The organism is Streptomyces sp. NPDC050564, from assembly GCF_044457265.1.
Classification (GTDB): Bacteria; Actinomycetota; Actinomycetes; order Streptomycetales; family Streptomycetaceae; genus Streptomyces.
On record NZ_JBITGS010000005.1, the window covers coordinates 315999 to 328696 of the forward strand.

A 12698-nucleotide genomic window follows, 5' to 3' on the forward strand; every position below is an offset into this window, starting at 1 on the left:
ACCCGCTCTGCCCCATGAACCGGAACAGGGCGTTCTCACGATGCGAACAGGTAGCAACATCCTCGAACTGCATCCTGAAATGCCCGAATTGACCATTCTGTTCCCGCCAGGACATCCCCCGCATAACAAGAGCGTCACAGCCTTCCTTAGGCTCCTGTGAGCTCCCCCTACCTGCGCTTATAGTCACGGCCAGTCACCGCGCCGCCGGGCGCGTCTACTGCACGGCCTGTACCACCCAGTACGGCCCGGCGAGACTCACGGCCCCCACCCTGGGGTGCCGCGCCAGGGAGAGGATTCAACGTGCGACAGCGTTCTTTGGTCATACTCACCTCCGTGCTCACTACGGGAGCACTCACGCTGACCGCCTGCGGCTCGCGCGACGACAGCGGGGACAGCAAGAGCAGCAAGAAGACCGAGATCATCATCGGCGTGGACGCGCCGCTGACCGGTCAGAACTCCGCCACCGGCCTCGGCATCCAGGGCGGCGTCCAGATCGCTGTCGACGACGCCAACAAGAACAACACCGTTCCCGGCGTGAAGTTCAAGGTCGTTGCGCTCGACGACAAGGCGATCCCGGCCTCCGGCCAGCAGAACGCCACCCAGCTCGTCCAGAACGACAAGGTCCTCGGTGTCGTCGGCCCGCTGAACTCCGGCGTCGCCACCCAGATGCAGCAGGTCTTCGCCACCGCCAACCTGGTCGAGATCTCGCCGTCCAACACGGCGCCCGAGCTCACCCAGGGCAAGAACTGGCAGACCTCGAAGTCGCGTCCCTTCAAGACGTACTTCCGCACCGCCACCACCGACGCCCTCCAGGGCGGCTTCGCCGCCGACTACGCCTACAACACCCTGAAGAAGCGCAAGGTGTTCGTGGTCGACGACAAGCAGACCTACGGCGCCGGCCTCGCCAAGCTCTTCAAGGCCGGCTTCACCAAGGCGGGCGGAAAGGTCGCGGGCGAGGACCACGTCAACACCGGCGACACCGACTTCTCGGCTCTCGTCACCAAGATCAAGAACGCCAAGGCCGACCTCGTGTACTACGGCGGCCAGTACGACGAGTCCGAGAAGCTCACCAAGCAGCTCAAGGACGGCGGAGCCAAGATCCCGCTCTTCGGCGGTGACGGCATGTTCACCCCGACCTACATCGAGACCGCCGGCAAGACCTCCGAAGGCGACCTCGTCACCTCCGTCGGCCAGCCCGTCGACTCCCTGCCCTCCGCCGCCGAGTTCATCAAGAAGTACAAGGCCTCCGGCCTCAAGGGCGACTACGGCACCTACGGTGGCTACTCCTACGACGCCGCCACCGCCATCATCAAGGCCATCGGCAACGTCGTGAAGGACGGCAAGATCCCCGACGGCGCCCGCGCCAAGATCGTGGACGAGGTCCAGAAGACGAAGTTCGACGGCATCGCCGGCCCGGTCTCCTTCGACCAGTACGGCGACACCACCAACAAGCAGCTCACCGTCTACCAGGTCGTCGACGGCAAGTGGAAGGCCGTCAAGAGCGGCACCTTCAACGGCTGATCTCCACCTGCCGCTAGCACCACCCAAGGGCCGCGCGGCCAGACCACCCGTCACCGCGCGGCCCGTTTCATACGCCCTGCTCAACTCTCCCCACCACATGGAGGCCATGCGGTGAACACCCTGCCGCAGCAGCTGGCCAACGGGCTGTTCCTCGGCTCGATGTACGGGCTGATCGCCATCGGCTACACGATGGTGTACGGCATCGTCCAGCTCATCAACTTCGCCCACGGCGAGATCTTCATGACCGGCGGCTTCGGCGCACTCACGGTCTACCTCTACGTCCTGCCCGACGGCACATCCATGTGGATAGCCCTTCCAGCGATGCTGATAGGCGGCGGACTCGTCGCCGTCCTCATCGCCGTCGGGGCGGAACGCTTCGCCTACCGACCACTTCGCGGAGCACCACGCCTCGCACCACTGATCACCGCCATCGGCCTCTCGCTCGCCCTCCAGCAGGCCGTCTTCAACTGGTACCCCGACGCCAAGACCGACATCAACTTCCCGCAACTCCCCTTCGGTCCCTGGCACATCGGCTCCGTCAGCGTCCAGAGCGGCTCCGTCTTCGTCATCATCGCCGCCCCCATCTGCATGGCCGCCCTCGCCTTCTTCGTCCGCCTCTCGCGCACCGGCCGCGCCATGCAGGCCACCGCACAGGACCCGGACACCGCCCAGCTCATGGGCATCGACACCAACCGCATCATCGTCATCGCCTTCGCCATCGGCGGCTTCTTCGCCGCCGTCGCAGCCGTCGCGTACGGCCTGCGCTACGGCACGGTGAAGTACGACATGGGCTTCCAGATGGGTCTCAAGGCCTTCACCGCAGCCGTCCTCGGCGGCATCGGCAACATCTACGGCGCCATGATCGGCGGACTCGTCCTCGGCCTCGCCGAAACGATGGCCACCAGCTACATCGACGGCATCCCCGGCATGCAGCAGCTCGGCGGCGGCGGCTGGTCCTCCGTCTGGGCCTTCGTCCTCCTCATCCTCGTACTGCTGTTCAGGCCACAAGGCCTGGTCGGCGAACGCGTCGCGGACAGGGCGTGAGCACCATGGCAACCATCGAGAACACGGCAGAGCGCGGACTGATCGCACTCCCCCAGACGGCCGCCCGCGCCCTCATCGCCATCGGCGCCCTCGCCACCATCGCCAGCACCTTCATGTCCTGGACCTACACGTCCGACTTCCCCGGGGACCTCACCTACTACGGCTCCCCGGCCGGACTCCAGATCCTCGACCTCGTCGCCGGCGCCCTCACCCTGCTCTTCGCGCTCACCCTCTGGCGCGTCCGCGGCCTCGGCTGGCTCAACCCGGCAGGCGCCACCCAGCCCGTCGTCCTCGCCACCGCCTCCGCGTTCGCGGTCAGCTGGTTCAGCGCCATCGCCATCGCCGTCGACCTCAAGGGCCTCGTCGCCCTCGACCCCGGCGCCTACATCGCCGCCGTCGGCTCCCTGGTCGCCCTCCTCGGCGCCCTGGCACTCCCCAGCCCCGGCGACACCTTCAAGGACTGGGTCAGCAAGCCCGACAACATCCCCCCGGCCGCCAAGCTCCCCGCCTGGGGCGAGCGCCTCGTCATCACCGGCGCCACCGTCGTAGCCCTGATCGTCTTCACCTACGGCATCGGCGTCGACCCCGACGCAAGCGAAACGTTCCTCGGCTACCTGCTCCTGATCATCTTCGGCACCTGGGCCCTGCTCACCGCCGGACTCTTCGACCGCTTCGCCGAACTCAACGCCCGCCACAAGGGATTCGCCACCTCCATGGCATTCCTCGCCGCGGCGATCTTCCCCTTCGTCGAGAACAACGAGCACAACGCCAACCTCGGCGTGAACATCCTCGTCGTCGCCACCGTCGCCCTCGGCCTCAACATCGTCGTCGGCCTCACCGGACTCCTCGACCTCGGATACGTCGCCTTCCTCGGCGTCGGCGCCTACGCCGCGGCCCTCGTCTCCGGCTCCGAGTTCTCCCGCTTCTCCGGCGTCCAGTTCCCCTTCTGGGCCGCCATGCTCACCGGTATGGCCGCATCGCTCGTCTTCGGCGTCCTCATCGGCGCCCCCACCCTGCGACTGCGCGGCGACTACCTCGCCATCGTCACCCTGGGCTTCGGAGAGATCTTCCGCATCTCCGTCAACAACATGGACGGCTCCTCCGGGCCCAACCTCACCAACGGCCCCAACGGCATCTCCATGATCCCGGACCTCAAGATCTTCGGGTTCAACTTCGGAAGCACCCACGACGTCGGCGGAGTCACCCTCGGCCGCTTCGCGAACTACTTCTTGCTGATGCTGCTCATCACCGCGCTGGTCGTCCTCGTCTTCAACCGCGCCGCCGACTCCCGGATCGGCCGCTCCTGGATCGCCATCCGCGAGGACGAGACCGCCGCCACCGCCATGGGCATCAACGGCTTCCGCGTCAAGCTCATCGCCTTCGCGCTGGGTGCGTCGCTCGCAGGCCTTGCCGGTACGGTCAGCGCCCACGTCGGATACAGCGTCAACCCGGCCCCGTACCAGTTCGCCGGCTCCGTGCCCCCGAACTCCGCCTTCCTGCTCGCCGCGGTCGTCCTCGGCGGCATGGGCACCGTCAACGGCCCCATCCTCGGCGCCACGCTGCTCTACCTCCTCCCCGAGAAGCTCAGCTTCCTCAAGGAGTACCAGCTCCTGGCATTCGGCCTCGCGCTGGTGATCCTCATGCGCTTCCGCCCCGAGGGCATCATCGCCAACCGCCGCCGCCAGCTCGAATTCCACGACACCGGCCAACTCGACATCCCCGAACAAGGCCTGCCCGACAGCACCGTCGGCGTCACCAAGGCAGGGGCGTGACCCACATGACCACCACCACAGCCCCCACGCCCGTCCTCGAAGCCAGCGGCGTCACCATGCGCTTCGGCGGCCTCACCGCCGTACGCAGCGTCGACCTCACCGTCAACACCGGCGAGATCGTCGGCCTCATCGGCCCCAACGGCGCCGGCAAGACGACCTTCTTCAACTGCCTGACCGGCCTGTACGTGCCGACAGAGGGCAAGGTCTCCTACAAAGGAACCGTCCTCCCGCCCAAGCCGCACCTGGTCACCAGCGCCGGCATCGCCCGCACCTTCCAGAACATCCGGCTCTTCGCCAACATGACCGTCCTGGAAAACGTGCTCGTCGGCCGCCACACCAGGACGAAGGAGGGCCTGTGGTCGGCCCTGCTCCGCGGCCCGGGCTTCCGCAAGGCGGAGGCAGCCTCGCGTGAACGCGCCATGGAACTGCTGGAGTTCATCGGCCTCGCCCACAAGGCCGACCACCTCTCCCGCAACCTCCCCTACGGCGAACAGCGCAAGCTCGAAATCGCCCGCGCCATGGCCAGCGAGCCCGGCCTCCTGCTCCTCGACGAACCCACCGCCGGCATGAACCCCCAAGAAACGCGGGCGACCGAAGAACTCGTCTTCGCCATCCGCGACCGGGGCATCGCCGTCCTCGTCATCGAGCACGACATGCGCTTCATCTTCAACCTGTCGGACCGCGTCGCCTGCCTCGTCCAGGGCGAAAAGCTCGTCGAGGGAACCTCGGAGGTCGTCCAGGGCGACGAACGCGTCATCGCCGCCTACCTCGGTGAACCGTTCGAAGGCGCCCCGGGCGACGACGAAGTCGCCGAAGTCGAAGCCGCCGAGGCCGCGGAAGCCTCCGACGCCAACGACGCGCAGAGCAGCACCAGCAAGGAAGGAACCGCCCAGTGACCGCACTGCTGGAGGTCGAAGACCTCAAGGTCGCCTACGGCAAGATCGAAGCCGTCAAGGGCATCTCCTTCACCGTCGAGGCCGGGCAGATCGTCACCCTCATCGGCACCAACGGAGCCGGCAAGACGACCACCCTGCGCACCCTCTCCGGGCTCCTCAAGCCCAGCGGAGGCCGCATCCTCTTCGACGGCCAACCCCTCTCCGGAGTCCCCGCCCACAAGATCGTCGCCCTGGGCCTCGCCCACTCCCCCGAGGGACGTCACATCTTCCCCCGGCTGACGATCGCCGAAAACCTCCAACTCGGCGCGTTCCTGCGCTCCGACAAGGCAGGCATCGAGAAGGACATCCAGCGCGCGTACGACCTCTTCCCCATCCTGGGCGAGCGCCGTAAGCAAGCGGCAGGAACCCTCTCGGGCGGCGAACAGCAGATGCTGGCCATGGGACGCGCCCTGATGTCCCAGCCCAAGCTGCTCATGCTCGACGAACCCTCCATGGGCCTCTCGCCGATCATGATGCAGAAGATCATGGCCACCATCGCCGAACTCAAGGCCTCCGGCACGACCATCCTCCTCGTCGAGCAGAACGCCCAGGCGGCGCTCTCCCTCGCCGACCAAGGACACGTCATGGAGGTCGGCAACATCGTCCTCTCCGGCACCGGGCAGGACCTGCTGCACGACGAGTCCGTACGAAAGGCGTACCTCGGCGAGGACTGAGTTCACTCCGGGGATACGAAGAGGCCCGCGCCCTTGTCAGGGGGGCGCGGGCCTCTCTCGCTGTGCAGCGGGGCTGGAACTAGCCCTTCGCGGACTTCTTCTCCTCGGCGTCCTGAATGACTGCCTCGGCGACCTGCTGCATGGACATACGACGGTCCATGGAAGTCTTCTGAATCCACCGGAACGCGGCAGGCTCGGTCAGCCCGTACTCGGTCTGCAGCACCGACTTCGCACGGTCGACCAGCTTCCGCGTCTCCAGGCGCTGCGTGAGATCCTCGATCTCCTTCTCCAGCGCCTTCAGCTCGGTGAACCGCGACACGGCCATCTCGATCGCCGGTACGACGTCACTCTTGCTGAACGGCTTCACGAGGTACGCCATGGCGCCGGCGTCGCGCGCACGCTCGACGAGGTCGCGCTGCGAGAAGGCGGTCAGCATGAGAACGGGGGCGATGGACTCCTCGGCGATCTTCTCCGCCGCCGAGATCCCGTCCAGCTTGGGCATCTTCACGTCGAGGATCACCAGGTCCGGCTTGTGCTCCCGGGCCAGCTCGACGGCCTGCTCACCGTCGCCCGCCTCGCCTACGACGGAGTACCCCTCTTCCTCCAGCATCTCTTTGAGGTCGAGACGAATCAGCGCCTCGTCCTCAGCGATGACGACGCGGGTCGTCAGCGGAGGCACGTGCGACTTGTCGTCGTCGGGCGCGTCTACGGGCTGGGGCGACTCGGGGGCGGTCACGGGGGCTCCTCGTTACGGGCCGGGCAGTGCTGCTGCTCAAGAGCCTACCTAGCTGCAGGGAGCTCTGGTCACCCGGTATGCTTCCCGACAGCTCCACAACTTGCCCGGTTGGAGGAACTGGTCAGACTCGCGGCACTCAAAATGCCGTGCCCTTTGGGCATGTGGGTTCGAATCCCACACCGGGCACCTTCAGGAAGAAGCGGAGGTTCGCGTTCTCGTGAACATCCGCTTTTTCGTGCACAGGGTCACGGTCAGTGACACACAGTGCTCGCATGAACTTTCACGGCACAGAGGTGCGACAGAAGGCACTCACGCTGCTGCGCGGCGGTACCGGGAACGCAGACGTAGCGCGGAAGCTCAACGTCCCACTCGGCACGGTTGGCTACTGGAAGCACATCGACCGCGCGAAACGCGGCGAGTGTCCAGGGAAGCATGACCCGAAGTGCCCCCGATGCGACGGACGCGACCTGGACGCACCTTCGTACAGCTACCTGCTCGGTCTGTATCTAGGCGATGGCCACATCAGCCGCTACTCCGAGCACCGCGTGCCCAATCTCATGATCACCTGCACCGAATCGTGGTCGGGTCTGATGGACGGCTGCGAGCGAGCCATGCGCGCTGTCTTTCCTGACAACGCCGTGTGCCGCGTCCGCAGGACCGGCTGCAGCAACGTGAAGGTCTACTCGAAACACCTGCACTGCCTCTTCCCTCAGCACGGCCCCGGCAAGAAACACGAGCGCCGAATCGACCTCGTTCCCTGGCAGCAAGCCATCGTCGACGTCCACCCGTGGGAGTTCATCCGCGGGCTCATCCACTCCGACGGTTGCCGCATCACCAACTGGACGACCCGTCTCGTCGGCGGTGAGCGCAAGCGCTACGAGTACCCCCGGTACTTCTTCACCAACGTCTCCGACGACATCCGCCAGCTCTACACCGACACCTTGGACAAGCTCGGCATCCAATGGACCCACAGCACCCGCAACGGGAGCCCCTACAACATCTCCGTCGCCAAGAAGGCCTCCGTCGCCCTCATGGACACCCACGTAGGCCCCAAGTACTGACCCCGCAATATGACCCGTCACCGCTCGCCCGGGTGGGAGAGCGCGGAGGAGTTCGTGCTGCCTCCGGCGCTTGCCGAGGTGTGGGCGAACCGGGGTTATTACGGGTCTCCGAGCCATCACGTGAAGGGTATTTATCAGCGTCACCTGGGCTGGTTCGATGGGAATCCCGCGCATTTGTGGGAGCATCCGCCAGTCGCGGAGGCGAAGCGGTATGTGAAGGCATCGGGCGGGGTGCCGACCGCTGTTTCGAAGGCTCGGGGATTCATTCGGGATGGCGATCTGCGGTTTTGCGGCGACTCCGCTCAATCCTCGAGTTTTCGCGGAGCCCATTGCCGAGCGGCCGAAGCCCAGTTGTTGCGGCTGTTGGCCGGTAGGGGCTGCGGTCGATTCCGACCTCCGGCGACAGGGCGCCGCTCCCCGAGTTGTTCTCGGTGATCGTGACGCCGGCGGACTTCAACACCGTCACGCCGTAGGAATGCCCAAGCGGGGCTCTCCTTGAGAAGGGCCCCGCTTTGCGAACTACTGGGGACTGTCGTCCTACTTGGGGCTGTCGTCCTCGCCGATGTGGTGGACGCGTACGAGGTTCGTCGAGCCGGAGACTCCGGGCGGGGAGCCTGCGGTGATGACGACGATGTCGCCCTTCTGGCAGCGGCCGTAATTGAGGAGGAGTTCGTCGACCTGGTCGACCATGGCGTCGGTGGAGTCGACGTGGGGGCCGAGGAACGTTTCGACGCCCCAGGTGAGATTGAGCTGGGAGCGGGTGGCCTGGGCCGGGGTGAAGGCCAGCAGGGGGATGGGCGAACGGTAGCGCGACAGGCGCCGGACGGTGTCGCCGGACTGGGTGAAGGCGACGAGGAACTTGGCGCCGAGGAAGTCGCCCATTTCGGCGGCGGCTCGGGCGACGGCGCCGCCCTGGGTGCGGGGCTTGTTGCGTTCGGTCAGGGGCGGGAGACCCTTGGCGAGGATGTCCTCCTCCGCCGCCTCCACGATCCGCGCCATGGTCCTGACCGTCTCGACGGGGTATTTGCCGACGCTGGTCTCCCCGGACAGCATCACCGCGTCCGTGCCGTCGATGACCGCGTTCGCGACGTCCGAGGCTTCCGCACGGGTGGGGCGGGAGTTGTCGATCATCGAGTCGAGCATCTGGGTGGCGACGATGACCGGCTTGGCGTTGCGCTTGGCGAGCTTGATGGCGCGCTTCTGGACGATGGGGACCTGTTCCAGGGGCATCTCGACGCCGAGGTCGCCGCGGGCGACCATGATGCCGTCGAAGGAGGCGACGATGTCGTCGATGTTGTCGACGGCCTGGGGCTTCTCCACCTTGGCGATCACGGGGAGGAGGCGGCCTTCTTCGTCCATGATGCGGTGGACGTCGTGGATGTCCTTGCCGCTTCTGACGAACGACAGTGCGATGACATCGAAGCCGGTGCGGAGGGCCCAGCGGAGGTCTGCTTCGTCCTTGCCGGAGAGGGCGGGGACGGACACGGCGACGCCGGGAAGGTTGAGGCCCTTGTGGTCGGAGACCATGCCGCCTTCGACGACGGTGGTGTGGACGAGGGGGCCGTCGACGGCGGTGACCTCTAGGGTGACTTTGCCGTCGTCGACGAGGATGCGTTCACCGGGGGTGACGTCGGCCGCGAGCCCTTCGTGGGTCGTTCCGCAGGTCTGGCGGTCACCTTCGACGCCTTCTTCGACGGTGAGGGTGAAAGTGTCTCCGCGTTCAAGGAGTACGGGGCCTTCGCTGAAGCGGCCGAGTCGGATCTTCGGGCCTTGAAGGTCGGCGAGGATTCCGACGCTGCGGCCGGTCTCGTCGGAGGCCTTTCGCACGTGGTGGTAGCGCTCCTCGTGTTCGGCGTAGGTGCCGTGGCTGAGGTTGAAGCGGGCTACGTCCATTCCGGCTTCGACCAGGGCCTTGATCTGGTCGTACGAGTCGGTGGCGGGGCCCAATGTACAGACGATTTTTGCTCGGCGCATGGTTCGAGCCTAGGCCTTACCGGCGGGTAGAGAATTGGTCGGACGTGACTACCCAACAACCTTTGCGTGAAGAGCTATTGACAACTGTTGAATTGTGCGAGGGTGCGCTCCGATGAGCAGAACGGGATTTGGGCACACCTCGGTCGCATTTATCCATTCACCTGCGCGAGCCCGCACAGGAGAAGCAGTCGGTCACCGACCGTCACTTTCTCTACAACTGCGGCGGCGCCATCGTGAATCGGGCGTTGACCTGGGCGTAGACGTGTTGGCGTTGGGGTTCGAGGTCGAGGGCGGCGGCTTCGTCCTCGATGGGGCCGCCGCCGTAGGCGGATCTGGTGCGCATGGCGCGGGAGGCCTGGGCTTCGAACGCATACGGTGGGGTGCTTTCGGCGCCGATGTCGGCGAGTTCGACGAGGGCGGAGAGGTGGGTCCCGAGCGCCTCGGCGTATTCGCGGGCGCGTTGGAGGGCTTCCCGGACGGCTTGCTGCCTGGCGGTGCGGTGGGCGGGTGAGTCGGGGCGCAGGGCCCACCAGGGGCCGTCGACGCGGGTGAGGTCGCGGTCCGCGAGTGCGGAGGTGAGTTCGCCGAGTGCGGTGAAGTCGGTGAGTTCGGCGCTGATGTGGACGCGGCCGTGGTACGTACGGACGCGTTCGCCGCGGCCGCGTCTGCTGAGTTCGGGGCTGATGGAGAAGGCGCCGGTTTCCAGGCGTTCGACTGCGTCGCCGTACGACTTGACGAGGTCGAGGGCGGCGGCATTGCGGCGGGTGAGATCGGCGAGGGCTTCGCGGCGGTCCCGGCCGTGGGCCTCGACGGTGATGCCGATGCGGGCGATCTCGGGGTCGACTTCGAGGTGGGCTTCGCCTCGCACGGCGATGCGCGGGGATTCGGGTGTGCCGTAGGGGACGGCGGGTTGGGGTTCTTGTGAGGTGGAGTCCGCGGTGGGGGCCATACGTCCCACTCTGTCACCGGGAGGGCCGGTTGTGGCGCTCACAGGTCATCAGATCGAAACCTCCTGGACCTGTTGCGGGGTTGGCTGTTGGGCCAGAATCTACGCGCGTCGTTGACCTTTTCCCGAGGAGCCACAGAGATGCCGTTGAACCGCCGGAAGTTCCTGAAGAAGTCCGCCGTGACGGGTGCGGGGGTCGCGCTCGCCGGGGCGGCCGCGGCTCCGGCGGCGCGGGCTGCCGAGGTCTCGGGGGGCAAGAAGTCCCCGAAGCGGTACTCGCTGACGGTGATGGGCACGACGGATCTGCACGGCCACGTCTTCAACTGGGACTACTTCAAGGACGCGGAGTACACGGACAAGGCGGGCAACGCGCAGGGTCTTGCGCGGATTTCGACGCTGGTGAACGAGATCCGCAAGGAGAAGGGCCGCTGCAACACGCTGCTGCTGGACGCGGGCGACACGATCCAGGGCACTCCTTTGACGTACTACTACGCGAAGGTGGACCCGATCACCGCCAAGGGCGGTCCCGTCCACCCGATGGCGCAGGCGATGAACGCGATCGGGTTCGACGCCGCGGCGCTCGGCAACCACGAGTTCAACTACGGCATCGAGACGTTGCGGAAGTTCGAGTCGCAGTGTCGCTTCCCGCTGCTGGGCGCGAACGCGCTGGACGCGAAGACGCTGAAGCCGGCGTTCCCTCCGTACTTCATCAAGAAGTTCCACGTCCCGGGCGCCCCGCCGGTGAAGGTGGCGGTCCTCGGTCTGACGAACCCGGGGATCGCGATCTGGGACAAGGCCTACGTCCAGGGCAGGTTGACGTTCCCGGGCCTGGAGGAGCAGGCGGCGAAGTGGGTGCCGAAGCTGCGGTCCATGGGTGCGGACGTCGTGGTCGTGTCGGCGCACTCCGGCTCGTCGGGCACCTCGTCGTACGGTGATCAGCTGCCGTACGTCGAGAACTCGGCGGCGCTGGTCGCGCAGCAGGTGCCGGGTATCGACGCGATTCTCGTGGGGCACGCGCATGTGGAGATTCCCGAGCTGAAGGTCACCAACGCGGCGACCGGCAGGACGGTCGTGCTGTCGGAGCCGCTGGCGTACGCGGAGCGGCTGTCGGTATTCGACTTCGAGTTGGTCCTCGAGAAGGGGAAGTGGCAGGTCGCGTCGGTGGCGGCGGCGGTCCGCAACTCGAACTCGGTGGCCGACGACCCGAAGATCACCAAGCTGTTGAAGGACGAGCACGACGTGGTCGTGGCGTACGTCAACCAGGTGGTCGGTACGGCGACCCAGACGCTGACGACGGTGGAGGCGCGGTACAAGGACGCCCCGATCATCGACCTGATCACCAAGGTGCAGGAGGACGTGGTCAAGGCGGCGCTGGCGGGCACGGCGTACGCGTCGCTGCCGGTGATCGCGCAGGCGTCGCCGTTCTCCCGTACGTCGGAGATTCCGGCCGGCGACGTGACGATCCGGGATCTGTCGAGCCTGTACGTGTACGACAACACACTGGTCGCGAAGGTGATGACGGGGGCGCAGATCCGGGCGTACCTGGAGTACTCGGCGAACTACTTCGTGCAGACGGCGGCGGACGCCACGATCGACGTGGAGAAGCTGACGAACGCGAACAACCGCCCGGACTACAACTACGACTACGTGTCGGGTCTTCAGTACGACATCGACATCGCGCAGGCGGAAGGTTCGCGGATCAAGAACCTGACCTACAACGGCGCGGCGCTGGACGACGCGCAGCAGTTCGTGCTGGCGGTGAACAACTACCGCGCCAATGGCGGCGGTGCCTTCCCGCATGTCGCTTCGGCCACCGAGGTGTGGTCTGAGTCGACGGAGATCCGTACGCGGATCTCCGAGTGGGTGACCGCGAAGGGCACGCTCGACCCGAAGGAGTTCGCTTCGGTGGACTGGAAGCTGACGCGGGACGGCACGCCCGTCTTCTAGAGCGGTCCGTTTCCAGAGCGGTCCGTTTCCAGAGCGGTCCGTTTCCAGAGCGGTCCGTCCGGCGACGCGCGCCCCGGCGATGTCCAGG

At 66.4% G+C, this 12698-nt stretch carries 11 protein-coding genes and 1 tRNA gene; 9 read left to right on the top strand and 3 right to left on the bottom strand.

Annotated features, from left to right (window positions below):
• The first annotated feature begins 300 nt into the window (after window positions 1-300).
• The 5 genes from ACIBK0_RS10900 (at window position 301) to ACIBK0_RS10920 (ending at window position 5946) form a co-directional block, all read left to right on the top strand.
• Window positions 301-1521: a branched-chain amino acid ABC transporter substrate-binding protein gene (locus ACIBK0_RS10900; RefSeq protein ID WP_399077918.1), complete on the top strand. Its 1221-nt coding sequence runs from the start codon at window positions 301-303 to the stop codon at window positions 1519-1521.
• Window positions 1522-1632: 111 nt separating this feature from the next.
• Window positions 1633-2565 carry a branched-chain amino acid ABC transporter permease gene (locus tag ACIBK0_RS10905; protein WP_399077920.1) on the top strand — a complete coding sequence of 311 codons (933 nt, stop codon included), beginning with the start codon at window positions 1633-1635 and terminating at the stop codon, window positions 2563-2565.
• A 5-nt stretch (window positions 2566-2570) separates the two neighbouring features.
• On the top strand, window positions 2571-4337 hold the full coding sequence (locus ACIBK0_RS10910) for a branched-chain amino acid ABC transporter permease (RefSeq protein WP_399078035.1): 1767 nt from the start codon (window positions 2571-2573) through the stop codon (window positions 4335-4337).
• Between the two features lie 5 nt (window positions 4338-4342).
• Window positions 4343-5233, top strand: a complete 891-nt coding sequence (locus ACIBK0_RS10915) for an ABC transporter ATP-binding protein (protein ID WP_399077922.1) — start codon at window positions 4343-4345, stop codon at window positions 5231-5233.
• Entirely contained in the window at window positions 5230-5946 is a 717-nt protein-coding gene (locus ACIBK0_RS10920) for an ABC transporter ATP-binding protein (protein WP_399077924.1), read from the top strand. Before ACIBK0_RS10915 ends, ACIBK0_RS10920 begins: the two co-directional genes overlap by 4 nt.
• Before the next feature lie 79 nt (window positions 5947-6025).
• Here ACIBK0_RS10920 and ACIBK0_RS10925 read toward each other — a convergent pair whose 3' ends face one another.
• Window positions 6026-6682 carry an ANTAR domain-containing response regulator gene (locus ACIBK0_RS10925; RefSeq protein ID WP_399077926.1) on the bottom strand — a complete coding sequence of 219 codons (657 nt, stop codon included), beginning with the start codon at window positions 6680-6682 and terminating at the stop codon, window positions 6026-6028.
• A gap of 102 nt (window positions 6683-6784) precedes the next feature.
• Here ACIBK0_RS10925 and ACIBK0_RS10930 point away from each other — a divergent pair.
• From ACIBK0_RS10930 to ACIBK0_RS10940, 3 genes are all read left to right on the top strand, one after another.
• Window positions 6785-6868: transfer RNA gene (locus ACIBK0_RS10930), tRNA-Leu, on the top strand.
• Between the two features lie 86 nt (window positions 6869-6954).
• Window positions 6955-7743, top strand: a complete 789-nt coding sequence (locus ACIBK0_RS10935) for a helix-turn-helix domain-containing protein (protein WP_399077928.1) — start codon at window positions 6955-6957, stop codon at window positions 7741-7743.
• A 9-nt stretch (window positions 7744-7752) separates the two neighbouring features.
• Window positions 7753-8178, top strand: a complete 426-nt coding sequence (locus tag ACIBK0_RS10940) for an alkyl sulfatase dimerization domain-containing protein (protein WP_399077930.1) — start codon at window positions 7753-7755, stop codon at window positions 8176-8178.
• A gap of 102 nt (window positions 8179-8280) precedes the next feature.
• Here ACIBK0_RS10940 and pyk read toward each other — a convergent pair whose 3' ends face one another.
• Together pyk and ACIBK0_RS10950 are read right to left on the bottom strand one after the other, a co-directional pair.
• Window positions 8281-9717, bottom strand: a complete 1437-nt coding sequence (gene pyk, locus ACIBK0_RS10945) for a pyruvate kinase (RefSeq protein WP_399077932.1) — start codon at window positions 9715-9717, stop codon at window positions 8281-8283.
• A gap of 211 nt (window positions 9718-9928) precedes the next feature.
• Window positions 9929-10666, bottom strand: a complete 738-nt coding sequence (locus ACIBK0_RS10950) for an SIMPL domain-containing protein (RefSeq protein WP_399077933.1) — start codon at window positions 10664-10666, stop codon at window positions 9929-9931.
• Between the two features lie 138 nt (window positions 10667-10804).
• Here ACIBK0_RS10950 and ACIBK0_RS10955 point away from each other — a divergent pair, with 138 nt between their 5' ends.
• Window positions 10805-12610 (top strand): bifunctional metallophosphatase/5'-nucleotidase, encoded by a 1806-nt coding sequence (locus tag ACIBK0_RS10955; RefSeq protein WP_399077934.1) that lies wholly within the window; start codon window positions 10805-10807, stop codon window positions 12608-12610.
• Window positions 12611-12698 lie beyond the last annotated feature (88 nt).

What these genes read in the sequence shown, in the direction of transcription:
- ACIBK0_RS10955 (WP_399077934.1), top strand. Translation starts at nt 10,805, where the DNA reads ATGCCGTTGAACCGCCGGAAGTTCCTGAAGAAGTCCGCCGTGACGGGT.
- ACIBK0_RS10915 (WP_399077922.1), top strand. Translation starts at nt 4,343, where the DNA reads ATGACCACCACCACAGCCCCCACGCCCGTCCTCGAAGCCAGCGGCGTC.
- ACIBK0_RS10940 (WP_399077930.1), top strand. Translation starts at nt 7,753, where the DNA reads ATGACCCGTCACCGCTCGCCCGGGTGGGAGAGCGCGGAGGAGTTCGTG.
- ACIBK0_RS10910 (WP_399078035.1), top strand. Translation starts at nt 2,571, where the DNA reads ATGGCAACCATCGAGAACACGGCAGAGCGCGGACTGATCGCACTCCCC.
- pyk (WP_399077932.1), bottom strand. Translation starts at nt 9,717, where the DNA reads ATGCGCCGAGCAAAAATCGTCTGTACATTGGGCCCCGCCACCGACTCG.
- ACIBK0_RS10950 (WP_399077933.1), bottom strand. Translation starts at nt 10,666, where the DNA reads ATGGCCCCCACCGCGGACTCCACCTCACAAGAACCCCAACCCGCCGTC.
- ACIBK0_RS10935 (WP_399077928.1), top strand. Translation starts at nt 6,955, where the DNA reads ATGAACTTTCACGGCACAGAGGTGCGACAGAAGGCACTCACGCTGCTG.